This window comes from Roseibium polysiphoniae (assembly GCF_014842925.1).
In the GTDB taxonomy this organism is placed as follows: Bacteria; Pseudomonadota; Alphaproteobacteria; order Rhizobiales; family Stappiaceae; genus Roseibium; species Roseibium polysiphoniae.
Genome location: NZ_JACYXJ010000005.1, coordinates 51894 through 76317 on the forward strand (window position 1 = coordinate 51894; position 24424 = coordinate 76317).

Sequence of the window (24424 nt, forward strand, 5' to 3'; positions counted from 1 at the left end):
GCCTGTTCCAGTCGGGTCGGGTCAGGCGTTTCGCTGTTGGTATTTGCGGACCGTTGCAGCGATGCGGGCGACATCAAGCTGTTCCATGTTCGGCTCGTCGGGCTTGCGATACATCCGCTCGCGCACCCGCCGGATTTTCTTGCGTTCCCGCTCGCTGATGCCTTCGGGCAGCTCCACCCCGGCGCGGTCCATACCGATCAGAACCCTCTGCAGATCGGGGATCATTTCCGATGAAACGGCGAACTCCGTTCCACCCTTGGACACGAAAATCAGCGTCTTGCTGTCTTCCGCATCGCCCAGCAAGGCAATCCGTCGCCGCGTGCCCGATCCAAGCGTCGCAAAGAACCAGCCAAGGCCTCGCGACAACCTGACCTGACGTACACGCATGGAGCTGAGGTCGGTGTAACGAACCCGTGCCTTCAGCCCCAGTTGGGTCACCTCGAAGCCATTTCCGAAAAAGCGGATCCACGAGGTCTCCTGACGGATCGCCGTCATGAAGATCAGGATGGAAAAGCTTGCAGGTATCAGAAGCGTGAGAAACAGCAGCGAGGTCGCGCTGCCCGTGCCATAGGCGGCACCTAGCAGAGACAGGCAAAAAAGCGGGACACCGATCACGTAGCCGATGGCGTCTGTCACCAGGACGCCGGGCTGAACAGCCGGCCGAACGGCGCCGGTCGGCACCTTCTGCTTCGGCATGGCGCAATAGATGCCGATCCCGGCAATGACGCAGAGCAGGCCGCTCAAGGGGCTCAGAAATGTCAGCGCACCGACGATCCCGAGAACCGCGAGAAAAAGCGGCACGAGACGGCGAAACAGTTCCAGTTTGGCAGAATGTCCCAAAACCATCTCCGTGATCTGTCGGGCCGGCCACGCTATTGATGTGATTCGTTATCAGAATCCTTCCGCTCACGCGGGTCAAGAGTCAGCACCAAGATGTCCAGTTTTGCCGGATAGTCACGCATACCTGCTCCGGGGATTTTGCTTTCATGGCGTCCGTGCTCCAGCTACGGTCCCACCGACACGCAGAGACCGGTTCGCCTGATGCCTTTGACAAATTACACGCTTTTGAAGGGCCGCCCTTCAGACTACTGCCTTGACGACGACGATGATCCCCACATCGAGATCCGAATTGAGGACGGCAGCAACAGCCATCGCATCGCTCTGAACGTGCGCTCGATCCAGCATCCGCACGATCTTCTGTACGCGCTCGTCTCGCCGTTGGAGCATCCCGGTCTTGCCCAGCTGAAAACCCTGCCGGCTGGAATGCATGACCTGAAGCGGGTGCGGCCACGATTTGAAATTGACTACATTCGCGGCGGGATGGTCATCCGCAACCAGATGCGCCAGGCTCCTTTCCAGCTGAAAGGTCCCGAGAATGACCTGCGCGACTACATCGAGCCACTGCTCAAATCGGGCATCGAAGACCCTTCCGTCACCTTTTACGCCATTGGCGAACGTTGGGGACCTGAGCCGAAGCGCGCGGACAAGTATTTCGGCTTCCGGCCAGGCAGCGGTATCCACGAAGTCCACATGAACCAGGGATCACGCGGCGGACATGCCGCGAACAACGGTGTCGGTCAGGACGGCGCCTTGCTGATCCATTTCGGATCAAATGACGGCTGGGCGGGAATATTCTTGGGCTTTCAAAGCCAGGCCTGGGTCACCCATGACCGCACAGGCCACCCTCAGCATGTCAAGAACCCTCCCAAAACCATCGATCCGTTGGCCCCGCCCATCGCGATTGTCGCCGCAATGATCAATCCGACCGGACGGGAAATCGGCCGCGAAAGCATAACGCTTCTCAACCGCACCGACGGAGATCTTATGCTGACGGGTTGGCAAATCATGGACGAGGCGGATCGGTACCAGGATCTCTCCGGCCGCCTGCCCGCAGGCGAAGCCCACCGTTTCATCCTTGAGGAAAGGCCCGACCAGCCACGCCTGCCCAACAAGGGTGGAACCATCCGTCTCATGGCACCGGATGGAACGCTGGCCGATGAGGTTGTTTACGAAAAACACCAGGCCGCGCCCGAAGGCTGGACGACGATCTTTTGACCGCTCAAGCGCGCTTTGACGCGCAAACAGGGATTTGGAAAGAAGTGGTGCCGCATAGGTGACTCGAACACCTGACCCCATCATTACGAATGATGTGCTCTACCAACTGAGCTAATGCGGCCAATCTTGCGGAGCTTACAGCTCTGCAGACTGATAATCTTCATCATCAGGATGGAGGGCTAATTACCGGAGCCTGAAGGCAGATGCAAGAGGCATCTGCCTTCTTGTTGATGACGCGCTCACCCTCTTGTCACAACCCGATTCAGTTGAAGAAACGCGGACGTTTCGGTTTGTCCTCGTCCTCATCGTCATCAAGTCCCGGATCATCCGGCATTCTGGCGAAAGGCAATTCGATCGGGATCTTCAGATCCTCATCAGCCGCAGCCTGTTTGTTCGCAGAAGCCGGCGCCCTGATCTCGGTTTCATCGACCACGGTCGCAGCAGTGGCCGTCTCGGCGCTGGTCCCTGCCTTGGCGGGCGACTTCTCAGCCATATCGCTCTTGTCGGACGCAGGCTCTGCCTTGCTGACGTCTGGCGTGACGGTGGCCGCAACAACACCATCGGAGCTGTCTGCGAGGTCCTGTGGACGCTTTGCGTGGCCGACATCATCCGTCGTGCCCTCATAGCCGGCCGTGGCATCCGGGGAGGCCGCTGACTTTGCAGGTTCCTCCTGCACGGCGGCTGTGACACCAGCCTCCGCCTTGATCACCTCGGGCTCGGCCTCTTTCGCTGAAGCTGTAGTTTGTGGGGTCTCTTCAGCAACGATGATCGCCGGCTCGACAGTTGCCGTTGCTGTGGTCGCCGACACCACAGGCAAGGCGGGCGCATCAAACATCGCGTCTTCGATCACATCACCACGACCATCGTCGTCGAAGCCTGAGGGCGTCTTCCACTCAAACGCATCGAGCTTGCCGGTGATCGGAGAGACCGCCTGCCACTCGCGGGATACGACGCCGTCTGCGATCCACGCCTTGTCGAGCGGAGCGTGAACGGCACGCGACAGCCAGTCGCGCATGCGTCCCCGGTCTCCATGCTCGGCTTCTTCCAGCTCCGCCATCATCAGGAAGGCGCCGCGCACCGGTTCAGAGCGCAGGACCTTTTTCAGTTGCTCCCGCGCTTCATCGAATTCGCGTGCGTCGAGAGCTGCACGGGCAACGGCCATGGCACCCACATTGGTGTTCGCGCGCTGGCCTGCCAGAGACTTCACGCGTTTCAGACGGTCCACAGCCGAATCGCCGCTGCGGACATGCGCATAGGCCTCCGCAAGATCCGGGTGCGGCGAAACCCGCCAGGTGGATTCAATCAGCTTGGAAGCCTTGCGGATTTCGCCCTTGCGGGTCGCAAGCCGCGCGGCAAGGGCAGCGGCCGGCACCAGATCCAGCGCAAGACCATGCGCTTCCTTCGCCAGCGAATACGCCCGATCCGGCTCGCCGCTCTCAAGGTTCTGGGCAAGCGCGGTCAGCACCACAGCCCTGTGCCGACGATAGGTTTTCTTGTCGAGCATCTTGGCGGTGTAATTGCGCTCAAGCGTTTTCAGCGCTTCTTCCCAATGGCTTGCGACCGCCTGATAGCCAAGAACCGCCTTTCCGGCCCATTCCAGGCCAGGCATTTCGCGGGCAGCTTCTTCAGCGTAGTGGCGCGCAGCAACTGGTTCCTGTTGCCGCTCGGCCTCGATAAAGAGCCCATGCAGGCCGAGTGCCCGCGTCTGCTTTTCTTCCAGCATTGCCTCGAAGCGCTCACGCGCTTCTTCATCGCGCCCGGCCAGCTGTGCTGTCTGTGCCAGAAGCAGCTTGGTTGCCGGTTCATCGTTCAAGAGCCGATCCGCATCCAGACCGTGACGGCGCGCCTGTTTGGCGTTGCCCGTGCCCAGCGCAATCAAGCCACTGGAGAGGGCTTCGTATCCCTTGTCCTTCCGCCGGCGCTTGAAAAAGCGTGTGGCAATCTTCGGCGAGCGAAGCACCGTAAGCACAATCCAGACCGCCAGGAGAAACGCGATCAGGGCCAATCCCGCGACCAGCCCCACGATCACAGGAGGCTTTTCCCAGACATAGCCTTGCCAGCTGATCGACACGACGCCCGGCAGATCGGACATCCATGCGAACCCCATGGTCACGGCGAAAAGAATGGCAAAAAAGATCAGGACCCGGATCATTCCGTTAGCTCCTTGGCTTTAACCGGGCACAGTCCGGTCATTCGCTGTCTGCCCAAATGCATGGGCGAAAAATTCGGCTCAGCTGTCCTTGCGCGACAGGGCGTTGAGGACTTCGCTGGAGGCTGCATCAGTCAGGCGGTCAATTGCCACGCGCGCTTCAGCCCGCTGAGCCCAATCCGCACCAACGGCCTTCGCCTCGTCCGGCAAGGCGGCAAAGGCTTCAAGACCTGCGGCCAGATCACCCTTGGCAACCGCCCGTTCCATCCGCCTCAGGACCGCATCCGGTCCGGTTCCGCTTTCATCGCCCGGACCGCGAACCGCGATGATCGACTTGGCGCCCGCCAGAAGGCTGTCGAGCATGTCGCCCGAGCGCGCAGGCTCCGAGAACTTGGCAAACATCGCACGGGCAACCTCAGGAAATTCGGCGATCAGCACCGATACCGGAGCCACACCGCTCTTCGCATGTGCCTCAAGTGCAGCAAGATCCGTGTCCTTGGGCAGGCCGGCCTTGACCGCAGCCAGCTCTGTTTCATAAGGCCGTCCGGAATCCACGGCAGATTTCAACGCGGAGACCGACAGGGCACGGGCTGCCACTTCGCGCGCTGTCGCATCGCCCATGGTCGCCTCGACCGCAGCAAGGCGCTTCGACAAGGCATCGAGCTCTTCGCGTACCTTCGCCAGATCCGCAGTCTGCTTTTCACCAGCCGTCCTGATATCGGACGACAGGGTTGCAAGGGTTTCGCTCGCCCGAGCCTGGCTGTCAGCGAGGGTCTTCAGGGAAACGTCAGAGGTGGACACCGCCGTCTGGGCAGCTTTTGCCGTCGCCTCGACATTTTCCAGCCGGGTCGTCATGTCCGTCAGGCTGGAGGAGACCGCTTCGATCTGCGTTTCAATCCCGCTGGTCTTGGCAGCCGCGCTTTCCGCAGCCTCAACGCGCTTTTCAAGATCCGTCAGCGCCGTTGGCGCGACACCCGTCTCACCTGTGCCGGCGCTCGTCACCTGAGCGGAGAGTGTGTCAAAGGCCGATTTCAGATCAGAGACTTCCGTCTCCAGCGCAGCAGATGCAGCAGCCGGCGCGTCAGCGGCCAGTCCTTCGATCCGCTGTTCGAGACCATCCAGACGATCTGCAACTCCAGCGCCTGCGTCAGGCGTGCTTGCCAGGCTCTCGACTTTCTGCTCCAGCCCGGACAGCCGATCAAGCGCATCGCTCACGTCAGAATTCAGGGAGGCTGATTGCTCGGGCTGCAACTTCAACAGGCCAGAGACATGAAGGCCGTAAGCGCCGCCGAGAACCACCGCACCGCCGATGAGCGCCGCAACCAGAACGCCGAATGCGCCAACACCGCCCTTTTCGCCAGAAGGCGCAGGCGGCGGCGAAAACGACTTGGAACCGGCAGAACTGCTCGCGGAAGACGGTTTGGATGTCGACGCCGAGGAGGCTTGTGGCTTGGAAGGCTCGGTCGCGGGCTTTGCCGCCGTCGCACCCGGCGCCGTCTTTGCGCCTGCTCCCGTGGCCGAAGAAGCAGTGCTCGACGTACTTGTGCTGGAAGAGCGCGCGCTGCTTGACGGTGGGACAGACGAGGGTTTCGGTGGTGTCGTACTGCTGCTCGCAGAAGTGGTGGAGGCAGTCGGCGTCGTCGGCTTGGATGTGCTGGCAGCAGTAGGATCAGGTGTCTTTGATCCGACCTTCTCAGGCTTCAGATCAATCGTGACGGGACGTTTTCCCGCTCCACTGCTTGTTGCAGAAGTCGCTGACGTCGGTTTTGCCGATGTCGAAGAACTGCCAGGACCGGTTCCAGAACTGGAAGACGTTCCGCTAGGCTTCTTGCCGGAAGTGTCGTTGTCCGATGCCATTTGCTAGTCTCCTCACCGTCCGACGGGCCACGTCGCAAAGCCCGTCAAACCCACTATACACACCCGCTGCGGGAGCGGTAGAGAAACGGCGGGCGTTTTGCCGCGCTGCGGAAACAACGACTCCACCGCTTCGGTTAACAACCTGTTAAAGCCTGCGCGAACAGTGCCTCTTCAGTTGGGTGCGCCGCAACTTCAACACAAGCCGTATCCGGCAACACCGAGGCAACCTGCTGCGATATCGCAATAACGCGCAAGTTGGACAAAAGCCCCATCAGCTCATGATCAGCCAAGGCTGCAAGCAGCGCCTCCGCCGTTCGGCGCGAGTAAAGCAGAAGCGCATCGAGGTCCTCCGATTTAAGCACCTCCAGAACCGCCGGTTCAAGATCCGTGACGGGGTCCATCCGATAGACTTCGACCAACTCGCAGGCCACAGATCCGCGGCGCAGATGGCCTTCCAGATCCCCGGCCCGATCCGCCGCAGCAAGATATAACACGCGGCCCGAAGGCGCCTCTGCCAGGATGAGGTTGACCAGATCTGCAAAGTCACCATTTGCCGACAGCACACGGTCAAAGCCCACAGCGCGCATCGCTTCGGCGCTTCGATTGCCCACCGTATAAACGGGCAATTCCAGGAGTGTGGAAAGATCGCCGCGGTCGGCAAGCAGTCCGCCAACCCGGCCGCTTGTCACAGCCAGGGCTGACACACCGGCGAGATCCAATACCCCTGGATCGGTCGCCACCATTTTCAGCATTGGCGCTTCCACCGCCTCATGCCCCAGCGCTCTGAGCCGTGCGGCACTTCGGGCGCAATCTGGTGCAGGGCGCGTGAGAAGGAAGCGCATCGGATCAGCTGGCCAGGAAATTCGGTCCGGCGATGGCTTTGAGCGCTTCTCCAGCGTCACGACCAAGGGTGAGGGCGTCCGCTGCCAGTCCCTCGCGGGCGATGTCATGAACGACCGACCCGTCCGGCTTCAAGATTGTGCCTTTGAAAGTCATCCGGTCACCCTCGACCAGCGCAAGACCACCGATCGGCGTGCGGCAGGAACCATCCAATACTGCGAGAAACGCCCGCTCCGCATCGAGCCGCACCTGCGTTTCCTGATCATGGATTGCAGCAAGCAGTTCGAGGGTCCGCGCGTCCTTTTCACGGCTTTCAATGCAGATAGCCCCTTGCCCGACAGCGGGGAGAAAGTCATCCGTCTCCAGAAGGCTGGTCACCACGTCACCAAGCCCAAGCCGCTTCAGCCCTGCATAGGCCAGGAGAGTCGCATCGACCTGACCTTCGGCGAGTTTTTTCAGTCGCGTCTGCACATTGCCGCGATACATAACCACTTCGATGTCCGGGCGCAGGCGCTTGATCATCGCCTGCCGGCGCAGTGAACTGGACCCGACAACCGCGTTCTGCGGCAGATCCATCAAGGTCTTGGCCTTGTGCGAGATGAACGCATCACGCACGTCCTCACGCGGCAGAAAAGCCGTCAGCGCCAGTCCTTCCGGCAACACGGTCGGCATGTCCTTGGACGAATGAACCGCAAGATCAATCCGCCCGTCCAGCAGCGCTTCCTCGATTTCCTTCGTAAACAGTCCTTTTCCGCCAACTTCGGAAAGCGGCCGATCCTGGATCTGGTCGCCGGACGTCTTGATGACGACGATCTCGAAGGCGTCTTCGTCGATCCCATGTGCTGCCATCAGGCGAGCACGTGTCTCCTGAGCCTGGGCAAGAGCGAGAGCGCTTCCACGCGTTCCGATACGCAAAGGTTTTGATTGCAAGGATCAGCATCCCGATGTTAGGGCGCGCTTGGGGTCACAAACGCAAAGACAACTAAGTCGTCAGATGATAGGCCGTTGAGTACCATTGGCCAATGCAGCAGAAGCAATGAATTCAGACATTTCCGCTTGCGACATGCCGTCGCTGACAGTCCTGGGCATTGAAACCAGCTGCGATGAAACCGCAGCAGCGATCGTGCGTGGACCGGCAAATGCTGAAATTCTGTCCAATGTCGTCCGCTCGCAGATCGATGAACACACCGAATTCGGCGGTGTCGTGCCCGAAATCGCCGCACGCGCGCACATCGAAGTGCTGGATCGCATCGTCGATGAGGCGATGAAAGACGCCGGCTGCGGCTGGGATGACATCGATGCCGTGGCAGCGACCGCCGGCCCTGGTCTCATCGGCGGCGTCATCGTGGGCCTGATGACCGCCAAAGCCATCGCCATGGCCGCCGGCAAACCACTGGTCGCGGTGAACCATCTGGAAGGCCACGCCCTGACGGCGCGCCTGACCGACGACCTTGAATTTCCGTTTCTGCTGCTTCTGGTCTCCGGCGGGCACAGTCAATTTCTCCTGGTCAAGGGCGTCGGTGACTACGAGCGGCTCGGCACGACAATCGATGATGCGATTGGCGAAGCCTTCGACAAGACCGCCAAGCTCCTCGGCCTGCCCTACCCTGGCGGTCCTGCCGTCGAGCGCATGGCGGCACAGGGCGATGTTTCCCGCTTCAAGCTGCCACGGCCGCTTCTGGATCGGCCCGGTCTCGATATGTCCTTTGCGGGTCTGAAGACCGCACTTCGGACCCAGGCCAAAAAGCTGGAACCCATCGACGACCAGACGGTCGCCGATCTTTGCGCAGGTTTTCAGCGGGCCGTGGCCGACGTTCTGGCCAGCCGGACCAAATCGGCACTCGCCTTGTTCGAAGACAGATTCCCCGGCCGTCCGCCCGTCGTCGTGGTCGCTGGAGGCGTTGCCGCGAACAAGGAAATCCGCTCGGCACTCACGAGCACGGCATCGGAAGCCAATGCACGTTTCGTCGCGCCGCCCCTGCAGCTTTGCACCGACAACGCGGCGATGATCGCCTGGGCCGGCATCGAAAAAATGCGCCTCGGGCCCGTCGACGACATGGCAACCTCCCCGCGCCCGCGGTGGCCACTGGACCAAACTGCGAGCGGCGTGCTCGGCTCCGGCAAGAAGGGCGCAAAGGTCTGATCGGTCAAATGTGCGTGGCTGCAAGCTTGCGGTTTCCCAGCCGCCGGGAAGTTGATAGGTAGTGTGATCTTTCCTGGCACCGGATTCGATTATGCGCATCTACCACAAGGCCTATGTCTATCTGACCTGTGGCAACAGGCTGCTGGTCTTTGATGAGCCGGATACGCCTGAACTTGGTCTGCAGGTGCCCGGCGGCACCATTGATCCCGGCGAAAGCTACCTGATCGGTGCGCGCCGCGAGTTCATCGAGGAAACCGGCCTCACGCTGGACACTGCTTTCGAGCATTTCGCGGACCAGAATCTACCGTTTGAAACCATGACCGCCGATGGCGAAATCCAGGCACCGCTCAACAGGCCCCTCAAGGGCCGACACTTGCGCAAACTCTACCACGCCACGATCGACACGGCGCCGAAGGAAGAGTGGGAGCATTTCGAAATGAGCCCCAGCAACGGCGGGCCGCCGATCCGCTTCCGCTTGTTCTGGCTGGATCTGCATGATCCAAGAGCAATGGACCCCCGCAATTTCTTTGCCGAATTTGGCGCTCAACTGGATCCACTGCGCCAGCGCATTCAAGGAGCCAGATCATGAGGTCGATCAACAAGACTGCCGTTCTTGGCGGCGGCGCATGGGGCACTGCTCTGGCCTTGACCGCGGCCCGCGCCGGCCGGCAGGTAACCCTTTGGGCCAGGGATCCAAACGTCGTCTCCGAGATCAGGTCGCGCCAGCATAATCCGCGTTATCTGCCCGGGATTACCTTCGACGAGAAGATCGAGGCAACCAGCGACTTGCGCGACGTCGGTTCCGCCGATGCGCTGCTTCTGGTGACGCCCGCACAAACCACCCGGGAAACACTGCGCGCACTTGCTGAAATCGGTAGCTTCGCCGTTCCAATCGTTCTCTGCGCCAAGGGGATCGAGCAAAGCTCTGGCAAGCTGCTTTCGCAGGTCCTTTCCGAGGAACTGCCGGATGCAATTCCAGCCGTCCTGTCCGGCCCCAGTTTCGCCGATGACGTTGCAAAGGGCCTGCCGACAGCGGTCACCGTAGCCTGCGAAAACAGCGACGCAGCCGAAATGCTGGCAATTGCCATGGCCGCGCCGTCCTTCCGTCCTTACGCATCAACTGATGTCACCGGCGCGCAGATCGGCGGCGCGCTCAAGAATGTGCTGGCAATCGCCTGCGGCGCCGTCGTGGGCCGGAAGCTCGGCGCCAGCGCGCAGGCTGCCCTCACCGCCAGAGGCTTTGCTGAACTGACACGACTTGGATCAGCGCTCGGCGCTCAAAATGAGACGCTCACCGGACTGTCCGGCCTCGGCGACCTTGTTCTGACCTGTTCTTCGACACAATCGCGCAATTTCCGTTTTGGCATCGAGTTGGGCGAAGGCCGCAAAGCCGCCGATCTGATCGCAGAGGGCGGCAAATTGGCGGAAGGTGCTCATACAGCCAAGGTTGCCGTCGAGCTCGGCCGCCGCCACGATGTGGAATTGCCGATTTGCGAAGTCGTCGCGGCGATCATCAGCGGCTCCTTGTCGATCGACAAGGCGCTGACCACCCTCATGTCCCGGCCCTTGAAGCATGAGGCCGAAAGCGGCCGAAACTGACCAGGTGTTTTGGCGACCCCCCCATTGAGTTTCGCCAGGGTCAGACCTAACCTCCGCCGAAAACAGGAGATCTCTTCAATGCTCTATGCTCTCATCTGCACAGACAAGCCGGGCGCACTTCAAGTCCGCCTCGACAATCGCGCCGCTCATCTCGAGTTTCTCAACGGCCTCGGAGATGGTCTCAAGGCAGCCGGTCCCTTCCTGGACGACGACGGCAACATGACCGGATCTCTGGTCGTGATCGAGGCCGCGAACCGCGACGAAGCCCTGGCCATTTCCCAAGAAGACCCCTATGCGCATGCGGATCTTTTCGAAAGCGTCGAGATCCGTCCGTGGAACTGGGCGGTCAAGAATCCGGAGACAAAGTAAGTGCAGTACTGGCTAATCAAGTCCGAGCCGGACAAATGGTCCTGGGAACAGCAGAAGGCCAAGGGCGAAGAAGGCGAGCCCTGGGACGGCATTCGCAACTACCAGGCGCGCAACAACATGCGGGCGATGGAAATCGGCGACAAGGCTTTCTTCTATCATTCCAACATCGGCAAGGAAGTTGTCGGCGTCGTCGAGGTCTGCAGTGAAATTCATCCGGACCCGAAGACGGACGACCCGCGTTGGGAATGCGTCGACTTCAAAGCCGTCTGCGACATTCCCAAGCCCGTCACCCTGGCAGATGTCAAGGCCGAGCCACGGCTTGCCGACATGTCGCTCGTCACCTCGATGCGTCTGTCGGTCCAGCCGGTCAAGGAAGATGAGTGGAACCTCGTTTGCGAAATGGGCGGGCTGGACAAACCGGCCTGACACGATCGGAGCACGGATTTGAACCGCATCAAGGACCCTCGGTCATTCATTTGCGAACAGACGCGCGTCAAACCCGTACCCCACGCAGAAGAGATCCGGCTCCACGTCGCCGATGAGGCCATGGAGCTTTGGCAAAAGACCGAGGACGAGCTTGGCGCCCTCGGCCTGCCTCCTCCATTCTGGGCCTTTGCCTGGGCCGGTGGACAAGCCCTCGCCCGTTACATTCTCGATCATCCGGACATCACGCGCGGCAAGACAGTGCTCGATTTCGCCAGCGGCTCCGGCCTGGTCGCGATCGCGGCGATGATGGCCGGCGCGACGCATTGCAGAGCGGTCGATATTGACCCTTTCGCGCTGGAAGCTGGCCGCCTCAACGCCACGCTCAATGATGTCGCCGTCGACTTTGAAAATGACGACATCACAGCCGGCCCGGCTCCCGAGGCCGATGTCGTCTTTTGCGGCGATGTCTTCTACGACAAGCACATGGCCGACGGCATCATCGCCTTCATCGACAGAATACTGATCCGTGGAACGCCGGTTTTCATTGGCGATCCGGGCCGCTCCTACCTGCCAAAGGACCGCCTGGAGCATATCGCCACCTATTCAGTCCCCGTCGTTGGCGCGCTGGAAGACGCAGAGGTGAAGAAATCCAGCGTTTACCGCTTCCTGCCATTGCGCTGATTGATCGCAGCGAAAAAAGTTGGCATGCCTTCTTTTTCAGCGAATTTGTGCTTTTCCTTTTGATCATTTGGAGTAGGCTGGTCGCAATGGGCTGCGCCCGACACCTTCCTCCAAGTTCCTGTTTTCAAGGAGTTTTAAATGCCAATCGTCAATCGTCTGGCCGATTTTCACGATGAGATCACCGCCTGGCGCCGTGATTTCCACGAGAACCCTGAAATCCTTTATGAGACTGTTCGCACCGCCGAGAAGGTTGCCGAGCTGCTGAAGGGGTTCGGCGTCGATGAAGTTGTGACCGGCATCGGGCAAACCGGCGTTGTGGGTGTGATCAAGGGCAAGAACGGCGGCGCCGGCAAGACCATCGGCATGCGCGCCGACATGGACGCCCTGCCGATCAACGAGATCACCGGCAAGGAATATGCGTCCAAGACTCCAGGCAAAATGCACGCCTGTGGCCACGATGGGCACACCTCGATGCTGCTCGGCGCTGCCAAATATCTGGCAGAAACCCGCAACTTCGACGGAACGGTTGTGGTGATCTTCCAGCCTGCCGAAGAAGGCGGCGCTGGCGCCAAGGCGATGATCGACGACGGCCTGATGACCCGCTGGAACATCGACGAAGTCTACGGCATGCATAACTACCCTGGCATGCCGGTCGGCGAGTTCGCGATCCGCAAGGGCGCGCTGATGGCAGCAACCGACGAATTTCACGTCAAGATCACCGGCCGCGGCGGCCATGCCGCCAAGCCGCATGAAACCATTGACCCGATTGTCGCAGGTTCGCAGATCGTGACAGCTCTGCAGACCATCGCGAGCCGCAACGCCGATCCGCTGAAATCCGTCGTGGTTTCAGTCACCGTCTTCGAAGCCGGCAATGCCTTCAACGTCATTCCGCAGGAAGCCACATTGCGCGGCACCGTGCGCACCCTTGACCCCGGCGTTCGCGAGCTTGCCGAAGAGCGCTTCAAGGCCATCGTGACCGCCATTGCCGAAGGCATGGGCGCGACTGCCGAGATCGACTATATCCTCGGCTATCCGGTTGTCGTGAACCATGACGAGGAAACGGATTTCGCGGCGAAGATTGCCGAGGAAGTCGCCGGACAGGGCAAGGTCAACCGCGACCTGCCGCCGATGATGGGCGGTGAGGATTTCGCCTACATGCTGGAAGAACGGCCGGGCGCCTTCATCTTCGCCGGCAACGGCGACAGTGCCGGTCTGCATCATCCCATGTATGACTTCGACGACAATGCCATCCCCTACGGCTGCTCCTATTGGGTCCGCCTGGCCGAAACGGCATTGCCTGCCGCCGCCTGATCCGGCTATGCAAGAACAAGGCGCCGATGCACCGGCGCCTTGTTCCTGGAGGCAAAGCACATCGACATGGTTCGTTTCGCCAGCAGCCGCCTGTCCCTGATGACAGCCTACCTGTTGCTCGGCGCCCTTGTTGGCGTCTTTGTCATCCACCCGCTCAATCTCATCGTTGTCTGGTGGGAGCTGTCCCGCTTTTCCGAAACGGCTCCCACCTTCTGGGAATTCATGAGCGGCCGGTTGTGGTTGATCCTTTTCCCGCGTCACTTCGACATTGTCGTCGCCTACGCCATCATGGGCGCCATCGTCGGCGTCGCCTTCGGGCTTTTCACGCGCAACTACGTCAACACCGCCAAAGCCTACAAGTCTTTACGCGAGGAACAGATCGCCCTCATCCCTGACATCATTCGCCAGGGCGAAAGCGCGCGCGTCGAGTTCAAGTCATCCGTGCGCTGGGACGTCAACGAGAACCGGATCAACCGGGGCCTGGAGAAGGTCATCGCCAAGACCATCGCCGGCTTTTTCAACGCGCAGGGCGGCTATCTCGTCATCGGCGTGGATGACACCGGCACACCCCTTGGGCTCGACAACGACCTGTCGACCTTGAAACAGCCCGATCTCGACAGTTTCGAAAGAACGCTCAACGACATCGTCACCAAGAGCCTGGGCGGCGATCTTTGCCCGTTCATCCACACGGTCTTCGCCAAGGTCGAGGAAAAGGATGTCGCCATGGTGATCATCCGGCCAGCGCCCCGTGCGGCCCATCTGGCCGACGGCAGGTCCTCGCTGTTTTATGTCAGAAGCGGCAATTCCACACGGCAGCTGGATGTGCGCGAGGCGATCAACTATGCGCGCAGCAGGTGGTCCTGAGCCTTGATCGAAAGCCTTCCCGCACTTTTCCCCTCTGAACTCTCCCTGTTTGTGAGCCTTGGCCTGATCGCCGTGAGTTTCGTGATGTCGGCGCTGACGGCTGCACTGGGTCTTGGCGGCGGCATTGCCTTGATCGCCATCATGGCGAGCGTTATGCCCAGCGCGGCTTTGGTGCCCATTCATGGCATTGTCCAACTGGGCTCCAACGCAGGCCGTGCCCTGGTCCAGATCCGGCATGTCGACTGGCTGATCCTCGCCTGGTTTTCGGTGGGCGCTCTGCTTGGCGCTGCCATCGGCGGCTCGATCGCGATCAATCTGCCTGCGCCCTACCTGCGTCTGGGAATTGCCTGTTTCGTTCTCTGGGCGGTTTGGGGACGACCTCCGCGCTTCGGAAAAACGGGCCGGCCTGCCATGGCTGCCGCCGGCTTCGCGGCAACGCTTCTTTCCATGTTCTTCGGAGCGACGGGCCCCATCGGCGCCAGTGTTCTCGGCACCCTAGGCCTGTCCCGGCACAGTTTTGTCGCCAATCAGGCCGTGACTGCCCTTGTGATGCATATATTCAAGGTGCTCACCTTTGGTCTCCTTGGCTTTGCCTTCGCGCCTTGGGCACCGCTTGTCATCATGATGATCGCCAGCGGCTTTCTGGGAACCCTTGCCGGCAGCAAGCTGCTCAACAAGATGCCCGAAGCCACCTTCAAGAAGGGCTTCAAGCTGATCATGACCCTGCTTGCACTCAATCTTGTCTGGCAAGCTGTCCGGCTTCTCATGGCTTGATTGACCTTTTGCATCGCCATCGTTGAACTCTTTGCAAGCCTCGCTCCCTTGCCAGATACAGGGAGAGGCGCTAACCCAATCGCCATCTGGTTTCTCATCCATAAGAACACACGGGACGGACACCCATGGCGACACATAATCTGCTTCTCCTGCCGGGCGACGGCATCGGTCCGGAAATCATGACCGAAGTGAAGAAGGTCATTTCCTGGTTCAACGCCCGTGGCGGTGACACATTCGAAAGCGACGAAGGCCTCGTCGGCGGCGCAGCCTATGATGCGCACGGTCAGGCCATCTCCGAAGAAGACATGGCCAAGGCCATGGCGTCGGACGCCGTGATCTTCGGTGCCGTCGGCGGCCCCAAGTGGGACGATGTCGCTTATGAGCACCGCCCTGAGGCCGGCCTCCTGCGTCTGCGCAAGGACATGGAGCTGTTCGCCAACCTGCGTCCTGCCATCTGCTATCCCGCTCTTGCCGATGCCTCTTCCCTGAAGAAGGACATCATCGAGGGCCTCGACATCCTGATCGTGCGTGAGCTGACCGGAGGCGTCTATTTCGGCGAGCCGAAAGAAATCACGGATCTGGGCAACGGCCAGAAGCGCGGCGTCGACACGCAGGTCTATGACACCTACGAAATCGAGCGCATCGCCAAGGTCGCTTTCGAACTGGCCCGCACCCGCAACAACAAAGTCACGTCCATGGAAAAGCGGAACGTGATGAAGTCCGGCGTGCTCTGGAACGAGGTTGTCACCGACACCCACAACAACGGCTACGAAGACGTCCAGCTCGAACATATGCTGGCCGACGCCGGCGGCATGCAGCTTGTGCGCTGGCCAAAGCAGTTCGACGTCATCGTCACCGACAACCTGTTCGGCGACATGCTGTCGGATGTTGCCGCCATGCTGACCGGTTCGCTCGGCATGCTGCCGTCCGCATCGCTGGGCGCACCGGATGCCAAGACCGGGCGCCGCAAGGCCATGTATGAGCCGGTGCACGGCTCTGCCCCGGACATTTCCGGCACGGGCGCTGCAAACCCGATCGCCATGATCGCCTCCTTCGGCATGGCGCTGCGCTATTCCTTCGAGCTGGTGGAGGCTGCCGACATGCTCGACAAGGCCATCGCCAACACCCTCGACAAGGGCCTGCGCACCAAGGACATCGCAGCGGCTGGCGAAGCCACCATCTCCACCGCCGAGATGGGCGATGCCATCGTCGCAGAACTGGATGCCCTGAGCGCCTGATCGGCGTTTATTTCACAAACGGCCGCCGGGGTGGGTTTCCTCCTGGCGGCCGTTTTCTTTATAAGCGCCAAAAGCCCTTTATCCCTGATGATGACAGGACCCCGACCATGAGCGACAAGATCGGCCCCTTTCTCGGCACCTGGATCCTCGATGCAGCTGAAAGCGAGTTCGAACAGGGCGATCCGCCCAAGAGCGCGACGCTGAAGATCGAGGACAACTTCGGCATGGCCGTCTTTTCGATGAACACGGTCAGCGCAGACGGCGAAGTCACCAATGACAGCTTTGAAGCCTTGCCGGACGGTCCGGAAGTCAAATTGGGCAAGAGCGGTCTGGTCGACGCCATGCGCCTGGTCTTCGACGGCGACGACAAGCTGGTGTCCGAAGCGCGCCGCGGCGGCCTGACCATCATGAAGGCCACCCGCGAGCTCTCCACAGACCGTCAGACGCTGACGGTGACCCAGGTCGTCCATCTCGTCGACGTCGACAGCTTCACCAATGTCTCGGTCTACAAACGCGCACAGTAGAATGCCCAAGACCCCCGCCACCGAAGAACGCGCTCAATCTCAAGAAAGAATTAGTATAAGTAAATTTATCAATGAACTCGCAGCAAATTCACACGAAAAAAATTCTATCATAATGTATTCATGATCTTAGACTACCGAATTAGTAAGATACGAATTTTGAAATATTCAATTTTAGACAATAATTAACTTTCGCGCACGATCCTTCCCTTAACAAAAGGGTATGATCATGTGGAACAAATTGACGATTAGGACGAAGGTCCCTCTGGCCATCGTTGGGTTTGCTGTTCTGGTTGGCGCAGGTGTTGGCTTCGCCAGTTATTATTCCGCAGCGGTCGAGACACAGGAATTGACCGAACAGCGATTGATGGTCGTGGCGAAGGATCGCCGCGCGAGCATGGAGTCCTACCTCAAGTCAATCGAAACAGACCTCGAGATCATCGCAGACCTCCCCTATACAGCCGAAGCAATTCGCGAATTTGGGTCCGCATGGAATGAGATCGACGGGTCTCATACCGAAGTCCTCAAAACCGCTTACATCGCGGACAACCCCAATCCACTCGGCGAGAAGCATAAGCTCGACACGGCCGCCACAGGCACGTCGTATGACGCCATCCACGCGAAATACCATCCCTGGTTCCGCGAGCTTCTTGAGGGCCGCGGCTATTACGATATCTTCCTGTTCGATACCGCAGGGAACCTGATTTACACCGTCTTCAAGGAAGAAGACTACGCCACCAACTTCCTTGCAGGAGGCGGCGAATGGGCAGCAACTGACCTGGGAAACGCCTATCGAGACGGTCTCGCAGGACAACAAGGCTCCATCCACTTCTATGACTTCAAGCCCTATGCGCCAAGCCATGGCGCGCCAGCAAGCTTCATGTCGAGGCCGGTCTTCAGCAGCGGTGAAAAGGTCGGTGTGATTGTCTATCAAATGCCGATCGACAACATCAATGCGATCATGACTCGCAACGAGGGCCTCGGAGCAACTGGAGAAGCCATCATTCTTGGCGAAGATCGTCTGTTCCGCAATGACTCGGGCTTCTCGGACCAAAATGACATCCTGGCCACCAGTCTTGACAGCACAGCCATCACGCAAGGCTTTGAGGGCAAGGAAAGTACCGGCACAAATTCCAGCTACCGCGACATGGCGTTTCAGGAAGCCGCGGTCCCCTTTGAATTTGAGGGTGTGAACTGGGTCATCGTCGCCATGCAGGGCGAGGATGAAGCCGCCGAGCCGCTCGCAATCTTGCGCAACTGGATGCTGATGGCAGGAGGCGTCCTGTTTGCCCTTGCAGCAATTGGCGGATATCTCATCGCTCTTTCCTTCACACGGCCGATCAGCAGCCTGGTGACGGACATGCGCGATGTTGCTGAAAACAAGCTTGAAACTGAAATCAGGACAGCGGGCCGCGAAGACGAAATCGGTGACATGGGCCGCGCCGTCCAGGTGTTCCTCGACAGTGCAAGGTCGCGCAAGGTGCTGGAGGCCAATGCAGGCGAGAAAAGGCAGGCGGAACGCGCTCGTCAGGAAGAAGTGCACCAGCTTGTGGCCAGCTTCAATCAGACGATCTCATCAATCCAGTCAAGACTGGAAGACCGCACCGGATCGATGTCAAACACCGCAAAATCGATGGTCGGCATTGCCGAGGAAGCCTCCAGCGCCGCGAACACGGCCCTGTCTGCATCTGGAGATGCGACCCACAATGTTGAGGCAGCCGCATCAGCTGCCGAACAATTGGCGTCTTCGATTCAGGACATAGCTCAGCACACCGGCAAGGCACTCGACATCACCAATGAGGCAGCGGATGTGGCCCGCGCGACGGATGAGGACGTGACATCTCTGGCAAGCGCCGCGGACAAAATCGGCGAGGTCATCGAGATTATCCGGGCAATCGCCGAGCAGACCAATCTTCTCGCGCTCAACGCGACCATAGAGGCGGCACGCGCGGGTGAAGCCGGCAAGGGCTTCGCTGTCGTGGCTGCCGAAGTCAAAGAGCTGTCGACCCAGACAGCCAAGGCAACGGACGAAATTGCAGCGCAGGTCGCCGGCGTTCAGGCATCAACCCAGAACGCGGTCGAGGCCATTAAAGCAATTGGCACTCGCATGCAGGATGTTCAGGAGGTCACCTCCGCAATCGCCTCCGCGGTCGAGGAACAGGGCGCCGCCACCGGAGACATCAGCAGCAGTATCTCGCTTGCAGCCACCGGCAGCGGGAATGCCTCATCCAATGTGGAAGGCCTGGCCGACGCAATCGCCCGCACAAAGGACAGCTCAGCGGTCGTGGACCAGACTTCCAGCGAACTTTCCAACGTTAGCACCGAGCTTTCGGAGGTGGTCCAGAGCTTCACAAGAGGCCTCGTCGAAATCAGTGAGCGGGCAAACCAAAGCGAAGCGGCCTGAGCGGCATCGCTTTAGGCGCGCGCACTGATCATTTGGCAAATCTGAAAATCGAAAACGCCCGGATGCAGGCATCAGCATCCGGGCGTTTTCTTTGGTCGGTCTTGGGAGGACCGGACTGTGTTAGTTCGCCCGCTCATAAAACAGTGGTGGCGTGCGTCTTTCCGGGGTGCCTCGAACACCCCCAGATTCGAGCGCGAAGCTCGGCGGGGCCCATGGCGGATTGGTGACAGTCGTTTGAAGTTTTCTTGACAGCCGGAAGCCCTCCCGCCAGCGATCAAAGCCCTTCCCTCTTTCCTTTCGCGCCTTGACCGGACTAACATCCGTTGAGACCGGGTCAGGCTGCGGGAAGAGACCTTTCATGACAACACCAGATTTCCCGGCCCGGGAATACGAGCGGCGCCTCGAACTGGCCCAGCGCGCGATGCGCGAGCATCGTCTGGACGCGCTCCTGTTCACAACCGAAGCCGAGCTGCGCTACTTCACCGGGTTCCGAACGCTGTTCTGGCAGAGCCCCACCCGTCCGTGGTTTCTGATCGTGCCCGCAGAGGGCAAACCGATCGCCGTCATCCCGACCATCGGCGAAAATCTCATGGCAACCACCTGGATCGATGACATCCGGACATTTTCCTCGCCTCATGCCGATGATGACGGGCTTTCGCTCTTAACCTCTGCCCTGCACGGCAGGGCGCGTGTCGGCATGCCGATGGGCCGTGAGACCTCCCTGCGCATGCCGCTGAACGACCTCACACGTCTCCGTAACGCTCTGCCTGCAACCGAATTCTGTGACGCGACGGAGCTCGTTCAGGCCCTGCGCATGGTCAAATCCGAGCTCGAGATCGAGGTCATATCGAAGATATGCGCGGTCGCCTCCGAGGCTTTCGAAAACGCGCCCAATTTGTTCCGCGAAGGCCAGAGCCTGAAGGACACCTTTCGAGCCTTCAGGATCGAACTTCTGCAACGCGGCGCTGATGACGTGCCCTATCTTGTCGGCGGCGCAGGCCCCGGCGGCTATGGCGATGTCATCTCGCCTCCGAGCGACAAGCCACTTGAAGCCGGCGATGTCCTGATGCTCGACACGGGCGCGACCCTGAACGGCTATTTCTGTGACTTCGATCGAAACTTCGCCATCGGTCACGCAAGCTCTGAGGCCAGAGACGCCTATGCCCGCCTCCATGACGCAACGGAGGCCGCCATCGAGGCTGCGCGGCCCGGCATGACCTGCGCGGACCTGTTCAAACTCATGAACGACCGGACCGGCGGCACGGGCAGCAACGTCGGTCGCCTTGGCCACGGGCTCGGGATGCAGCTTACCGAAGCGCCGTCCCTGATCGATTTCGACGAGACGATCCTGCAAGAGGGCATGGTCATCACCCTTGAACCAAGCATGGACCTGCCTGAGGGAAAGATGATGGTCCATGAGGAAAATATCGTTATTCGGGACGGACCAGCCCAGCTCTTGTCACGGCGGGCAGCTCCCGAACTCCCCATTTTATAGAAAGCCCGCACAATGACCTTCAGGGAACTGCAATCCAGACACCTGCCGTTCGAGGCTGACGCAGGCAACGCATCGCGCGCGGCCATCGGCCTGATCGTCCTCCAGTCGGACGAAACGCTGGAGGTCGAGTTTCGCTCCCTCTCCGGACTTGAGGGGGTTGCCTTTTATCACTCCCGGATCCCCAGCGCCCATGACGTCACGCCGCAAACCCTGCAATCCATGCATGAAGAACTGCCACGCGCAGCCGGTCTACTTCCCGATGCCCAGCCAATGGACGTCATCGCCTATTGCTGCACATCGGGCACCGCGGTGATCGGACCTGACAACGTCGCCGCAGCGGTTCAAAGCAAGCACCCTTCCGCCAAGGTCACCAATCCGATGAGCGCGGTGCTGGCGGCCTGCGCCCATCTCGGCGTCAAACGCCCGGCGCTCGTGTCTCCCTACACAAGATCTGTCTCCAGGACCCTACAGGACAATCTAGAGGCCGCCGGTCTCGAGATTGCGGCGCTTGGCTCCTTCGAACAGGAAGAGGAAGCCGTCGTTGCGCGCATTTCCCAGGCCTCACTTCAGGAAGCGATCTGCCAGATCGGCGCGAGCGATGACGTCGACGCGGTTTTTGCCTCCTGCACGAACCTGCGCAGTTTTGATGTTATCGAAGCCTGTGAAGCCGCATTGAACAAGCCGGTCATCACCAGCAACCAGGCTCTGGCCTGGCACATTCTGCAATGCGCCGGATTGCCCACGAAGGACGTAGGGCCAGGCCGCCTGTTCAACGGCTGACATCACCGGCTGAACCTGCTCCGGCCGCCTACCTTGCGCCCTGTCGCTCGGCCGGCGCAAAGCGGGCAGTTGACATCGGTTTCTTTCCGCGCCAAAAGTCACCGGTAATTTGCAACTGGAGCTTAGGCATGGTTCGGCGCAGCGCCGATATCGCGAAGAAGCAGACGACGGTTTTCACCGGCGCCGCTTTTGCCTGCGCAACCCCTGCTCCGACAACCACCGTCAAACCGACTACGACCACCACCGCTTAACGGTGCCGCTCGTCCCGCTCCCCGGGGATGGGGGGCGCTGAAAGGCCGGCTGGTCCTGGGACCGGGACACCGGCTGAAGCGGGGAGACGGATGAGGAATTTCAACATGGGTTACAAGATCGCAATCGTGGGCGCCACCGGCAACGTCGGGCGGGAAATGCTCGACATTCTCGCCGAGCGTGGCTTTCCAGCCGATGAAGTCGTTGCACTGGCCTCGCGCCGCTCGCAGGGCACGGAAGTCTCCTTCGGCGACAAGACCTTGAAGGTCCAGGCCATGGAGAACTACGACTTCTCCGACACTGACATCTGCCTGATGTCTGCTGGCGGTTCGGTCGCCAAGGAATGGGCGCCCCGGATCGGAGCCAAGGGCTGCGTCGTGATCGACAACTCGTCGGCCTGGCGCTACGACGCGGACGTGCCGCTGATCGTTCCCGAGGTCAATGCGGATGCGATCACCGGCTTCTCCAAGAAGAACATCATCGCCAATCCGAACTGCTCGACCGCGCAGCTGGTCGTCGCGCTGAAGCCCCTGCATGAGGTCGCCAAGATCAAGCGCGTTGTCGTCTCGACCTACCAGTCGGTCTCCGGCGGTGGCAAAGACGCCATGGAAGAGTTGTTCAACCAGACCCGCGCCGTCTTCGTGAATGACCCGATCGAGCCGGAGAAGTTCACCAAGCGCATCGCCTTCAACGTCATTCCGCATATCGATAGCTTCATGGAAGACGGCTACACGAAGGAAGAGTGGAAGGTTCTGGCCGAGACCAAGAAGATGCTCGACCCGAAGATCAAGGTCACCTGCACAGCCGTCCGCGTCCCGGTCTTTATCGGTCACTCCGAGAGCGTCAACATTGAGTTCGAGAACGAGATCTCTGCGGACGAGGCACGCAACATTCTGCGCGAAGCACCAGGCTGCCTGGTTATCGACAAGCAGGAAGACGGCGGCTACATGACGCCATACGAAAGCGCCGGCGAAGATGCGACCTACATCTCCCGCATCCGCGAAGACGCGACCGTCGAAAACGGCCTGAACCTGTGGGTGGTCTCTGACAACCTGCGCAAGGGTGCGGCGCTGAACACGGTTCAGATCGCCGAAGTTCTGGTCAACCGTGGCCTGATCCAGCCGAAAAAGGCAGCGGCCTAACGACTTCATGGATCAAGCGCGTTCACCAGAGTGCGCTTGATCCAATGAGCTTCCAGGTCACATGCCCAGTCATACGAAAGACGCCGCCGTGGCCGTCACGCAAGCAGCCTCCTTCCAGGACGATCAGGCCCAGGCGCCATCAGCCCGTTTCAGCGACTGGCTGGTTTTCCAGGCCGGCTCGGATTGGGCTGCCGCAACCGAGCATGAGTTCACCAAGGCCATCGGCGACGGCACCATGCCCGCCCCGGCCTATGTGCGGTATCTGATCGAAGACTATACCTTCATCACAGATCTTGCCTCGACCCTTGGCTATCTGGTCGCCAAAGCGCCGACCATGCGATCCAAGGCGAGGCTAAGCGCATTTCTCGCGCTGCTGACATCCGAGGAAAACGACTATTTCGAGCGCTCTTTTGCAGCGTTGAATGTCCCCGAGACAACTTATCGGACAGCAGCCCAGGGGCCAGTCACCCGCCAGTTTTCTAACCTGCTGCTGACCTCATCGGGCAAGGGCACCTATGCCGAAGGCCTTGCCTGCCTGCTTTGCGCCGAATGGGTGTATCTGACCTGGGGACTGCGCGAAGCCAAAAAACCACGCCCCGAGGCTTTCTACCTCGCCGAATGGATCGACCTTCATGCAGTCCCCGGCTTTGAGAGCTTCGTCGGCTGGCTGCGTGAAGAGATGGATGTCGTCGGCAATGCGCTGAGCGAGGCCGAACGACAACGGGTCGCCCAATGCTTCAAGGACATGTGCGCGCTTGAAGTGGCATTCTTCGACGCCGTCTGGGAGGGCTCTTAAGCCCGCCCGGAACCTGTTCGAGATGCGACCCGAAAATCACTCGGTTGGCGTGCCGGAAACCGCCGTTTCAAATTTTTCCGTGTGAGGATCCATCACCCTCAGCTCGCCTGAGCCGATGTCGAACCACGCCCCATGCAGACTCAGTTCACCCTTGGTGACGGCATCTTCCACGAATGAGAATGTGTGCAGGTTCTTGAGAGACTGGCGCACACCGGCATATTCCATGGCCAGCTGCGGATCATCGATCCTGTCGACCGGCATACAGGCCATGGCGATGGCGGCCGGTTCCAAGAGCTTGATCCAGCGGCCGATGAAGTCCCCCTTCAGGGCAGGCGCATTGGCATTTTCCCGGAACGCCTGAACACCACCGCATTTGGCGTGGCCCATGACAACCACATGCTGAACCTTCAGCGCCGTCACCGCATATTCCAGGGCCGCACTCGTGCCGTGCTGTCCCTCGGTTTCCTCGTAAGGCGGCACTAGGTTGGCAACGTTGCGCAGCACGAAGAGCTCGCCCGGTCCCGCATGGAAGATCCCTTCGGGCGTCACCCGGCTATCGCAGCAGGAAATGACCATGACCTCGGGCTTCTGGCCATAAACGGCAAGGTGTTCGTGGGTTTCCTTGTGGCGGACAAAGCCCTTTTCAAAGTATCGACCGTAACCGGACAACAGACTTTCAGGAAATGTCAAAACTTCGGCCTCCGTAAGCGACAATCGACAAGACTCGATCG

The 24424-nt window shown here is 60.2% G+C and carries 25 protein-coding genes and 1 tRNA gene; 19 read left to right on the top strand and 7 right to left on the bottom strand.

The annotated features are described in order from the left end of the window. Positions 1 to 21 precede the first annotated feature (21 nt). Positions 22 to 840, bottom strand: coding sequence for a hypothetical protein (locus IG617_RS13200; RefSeq protein WP_209008471.1), 819 nt, complete (start codon positions 838 to 840; stop codon positions 22 to 24). 201 nt (positions 841 to 1041) lie between these two features. On the opposite strand from IG617_RS13200, the gene IG617_RS13205 reads away from it, so the two are divergent. Then, entirely contained in the window at positions 1042 to 2055 is a 1014-nt protein-coding gene (locus IG617_RS13205; RefSeq protein WP_192109702.1) for a DUF2278 family protein, read from the top strand. Between the two features lie 45 nt (positions 2056 to 2100). On the opposite strand, the gene IG617_RS13210 is transcribed toward IG617_RS13205, so the two are convergent. From IG617_RS13210 to IG617_RS13220, 3 genes are all read right to left on the bottom strand, one after another. Further along, positions 2101 to 2176, bottom strand: a tRNA-Thr gene (locus IG617_RS13210). Positions 2177 to 2317: 141 nt separating this feature from the next. Beyond that, the gene (locus IG617_RS13215) at positions 2318 to 4207 is read right to left on the bottom strand and encodes a heme biosynthesis protein HemY (RefSeq protein ID WP_192109703.1); all 1890 of its coding nucleotides are present in this window, start codon (positions 4205 to 4207) and stop codon (positions 2318 to 2320) included. A 78-nt stretch (positions 4208 to 4285) separates the two neighbouring features. Beyond that, positions 4286 to 5503 (bottom strand): COG4223 family protein, encoded by a 1218-nt coding sequence (locus tag IG617_RS13220; protein ID WP_209008472.1) that lies wholly within the window; start codon positions 5501 to 5503, stop codon positions 4286 to 4288. A gap of 10 nt (positions 5504 to 5513) precedes the next feature. On the opposite strand from IG617_RS13220, the gene IG617_RS13225 reads away from it, so the two are divergent. Then, a complete protein-coding gene (locus tag IG617_RS13225; RefSeq protein ID WP_192110232.1) occupies positions 5514 to 6068 on the top strand; it encodes a hypothetical protein in 555 nt (184 codons plus the stop codon). A gap of 127 nt (positions 6069 to 6195) precedes the next feature. On the opposite strand, the gene IG617_RS13230 is transcribed toward IG617_RS13225, so the two are convergent. After that, positions 6196 to 7011 (bottom strand): uroporphyrinogen-III synthase, encoded by an 816-nt coding sequence (locus tag IG617_RS13230; protein WP_338109974.1) that lies wholly within the window; start codon positions 7009 to 7011, stop codon positions 6196 to 6198. Further along, a complete protein-coding gene (hemC, locus tag IG617_RS13235; RefSeq protein WP_192109705.1) occupies positions 6908 to 7831 on the bottom strand; it encodes a hydroxymethylbilane synthase in 924 nt (307 codons plus the stop codon). The genes IG617_RS13230 and hemC overlap by 104 nt, the downstream gene beginning before the upstream one ends. Positions 7832 to 7973: 142 nt before the next feature. On the opposite strand from hemC, the gene tsaD reads away from it, so the two are divergent. From tsaD to IG617_RS13315, 17 genes are all read left to right on the top strand, one after another. Next, positions 7974 to 9044 (top strand): tRNA (adenosine(37)-N6)-threonylcarbamoyltransferase complex transferase subunit TsaD, encoded by a 1071-nt coding sequence (gene tsaD / locus IG617_RS13240; RefSeq protein WP_192110187.1) that lies wholly within the window; start codon positions 7974 to 7976, stop codon positions 9042 to 9044. Between the two features lie 91 nt (positions 9045 to 9135). Continuing rightward, on the top strand, positions 9136 to 9633 hold the full coding sequence (locus IG617_RS13245) for an NUDIX hydrolase (protein ID WP_192109706.1): 498 nt from the start codon (positions 9136 to 9138) through the stop codon (positions 9631 to 9633). Continuing rightward, complete coding sequence (locus tag IG617_RS13250; RefSeq protein WP_192109707.1) at positions 9630 to 10643, top strand: NAD(P)H-dependent glycerol-3-phosphate dehydrogenase; 1014 nt, start codon at positions 9630 to 9632, stop codon at positions 10641 to 10643. Before IG617_RS13245 ends, IG617_RS13250 begins: the two co-directional genes overlap by 4 nt. A gap of 78 nt (positions 10644 to 10721) precedes the next feature. Continuing rightward, entirely contained in the window at positions 10722 to 11012 is a 291-nt protein-coding gene (locus tag IG617_RS13255; RefSeq protein ID WP_192109708.1) for a YciI-like protein, read from the top strand. Further along, a complete protein-coding gene (locus IG617_RS13260; RefSeq protein WP_153771357.1) occupies positions 11013 to 11438 on the top strand; it encodes an EVE domain-containing protein in 426 nt (141 codons plus the stop codon). Positions 11439 to 11456: 18 nt separating this feature from the next. Further along, on the top strand, positions 11457 to 12119 hold the full coding sequence (locus IG617_RS13265; protein WP_246542330.1) for a class I SAM-dependent methyltransferase: 663 nt from the start codon (positions 11457 to 11459) through the stop codon (positions 12117 to 12119). 138 nt (positions 12120 to 12257) lie between these two features. Then, the gene (locus IG617_RS13270) at positions 12258 to 13430 is read left to right on the top strand and encodes a M20 aminoacylase family protein (RefSeq protein WP_192109709.1); all 1173 of its coding nucleotides are present in this window, start codon (positions 12258 to 12260) and stop codon (positions 13428 to 13430) included. A 66-nt stretch (positions 13431 to 13496) separates the two neighbouring features. Then, positions 13497 to 14294, top strand: a complete 798-nt coding sequence (locus tag IG617_RS13275) for an AlbA family DNA-binding domain-containing protein (RefSeq protein WP_192109710.1) — start codon at positions 13497 to 13499, stop codon at positions 14292 to 14294. Positions 14295 to 14297: 3 nt separating this feature from the next. Further along, positions 14298 to 15068, top strand: a complete 771-nt coding sequence (locus IG617_RS13280) for a sulfite exporter TauE/SafE family protein (protein WP_209008473.1) — start codon at positions 14298 to 14300, stop codon at positions 15066 to 15068. Between the two features lie 125 nt (positions 15069 to 15193). Beyond that, positions 15194 to 16306 (top strand): 3-isopropylmalate dehydrogenase, encoded by a 1113-nt coding sequence (leuB, locus tag IG617_RS13285; protein ID WP_192109711.1) that lies wholly within the window; start codon positions 15194 to 15196, stop codon positions 16304 to 16306. Between the two features lie 107 nt (positions 16307 to 16413). Beyond that, positions 16414 to 16830, top strand: coding sequence for a hypothetical protein (locus tag IG617_RS13290; RefSeq protein WP_192109712.1), 417 nt, complete (start codon positions 16414 to 16416; stop codon positions 16828 to 16830). 226 nt (positions 16831 to 17056) lie between these two features. After that, positions 17057 to 19231, top strand: a complete 2175-nt coding sequence (locus tag IG617_RS13295) for a methyl-accepting chemotaxis protein (RefSeq protein WP_192109713.1) — start codon at positions 17057 to 17059, stop codon at positions 19229 to 19231. A 358-nt stretch (positions 19232 to 19589) separates the two neighbouring features. Beyond that, the gene (locus IG617_RS13300) at positions 19590 to 20726 is read left to right on the top strand and encodes a M24 family metallopeptidase (protein WP_192109714.1); all 1137 of its coding nucleotides are present in this window, start codon (positions 19590 to 19592) and stop codon (positions 20724 to 20726) included. A 12-nt stretch (positions 20727 to 20738) separates the two neighbouring features. Continuing rightward, complete coding sequence (locus IG617_RS13305) at positions 20739 to 21506, top strand: maleate cis-trans isomerase family protein (protein ID WP_192109715.1); 768 nt, start codon at positions 20739 to 20741, stop codon at positions 21504 to 21506. 128 nt (positions 21507 to 21634) lie between these two features. Further along, positions 21635 to 21757, top strand: a complete 123-nt coding sequence (locus tag IG617_RS21820) for a hypothetical protein (RefSeq protein ID WP_276529828.1) — start codon at positions 21635 to 21637, stop codon at positions 21755 to 21757. 105 nt (positions 21758 to 21862) lie between these two features. Further along, the gene (locus tag IG617_RS13310) at positions 21863 to 22897 is read left to right on the top strand and encodes an aspartate-semialdehyde dehydrogenase (RefSeq protein WP_192109716.1); all 1035 of its coding nucleotides are present in this window, start codon (positions 21863 to 21865) and stop codon (positions 22895 to 22897) included. Between the two features lie 61 nt (positions 22898 to 22958). Beyond that, positions 22959 to 23693 carry a TenA family protein gene (locus IG617_RS13315; RefSeq protein WP_192109717.1) on the top strand — a complete coding sequence of 245 codons (735 nt, stop codon included), beginning with the start codon at positions 22959 to 22961 and terminating at the stop codon, positions 23691 to 23693. Between the two features lie 36 nt (positions 23694 to 23729). Here the strand turns inward: IG617_RS13315 and IG617_RS13320 are convergent, their stop codons facing one another. Further along, positions 23730 to 24383, bottom strand: coding sequence for a carbonic anhydrase (locus IG617_RS13320; protein WP_254170555.1), 654 nt, complete (start codon positions 24381 to 24383; stop codon positions 23730 to 23732). Positions 24384 to 24424 lie beyond the last annotated feature (41 nt).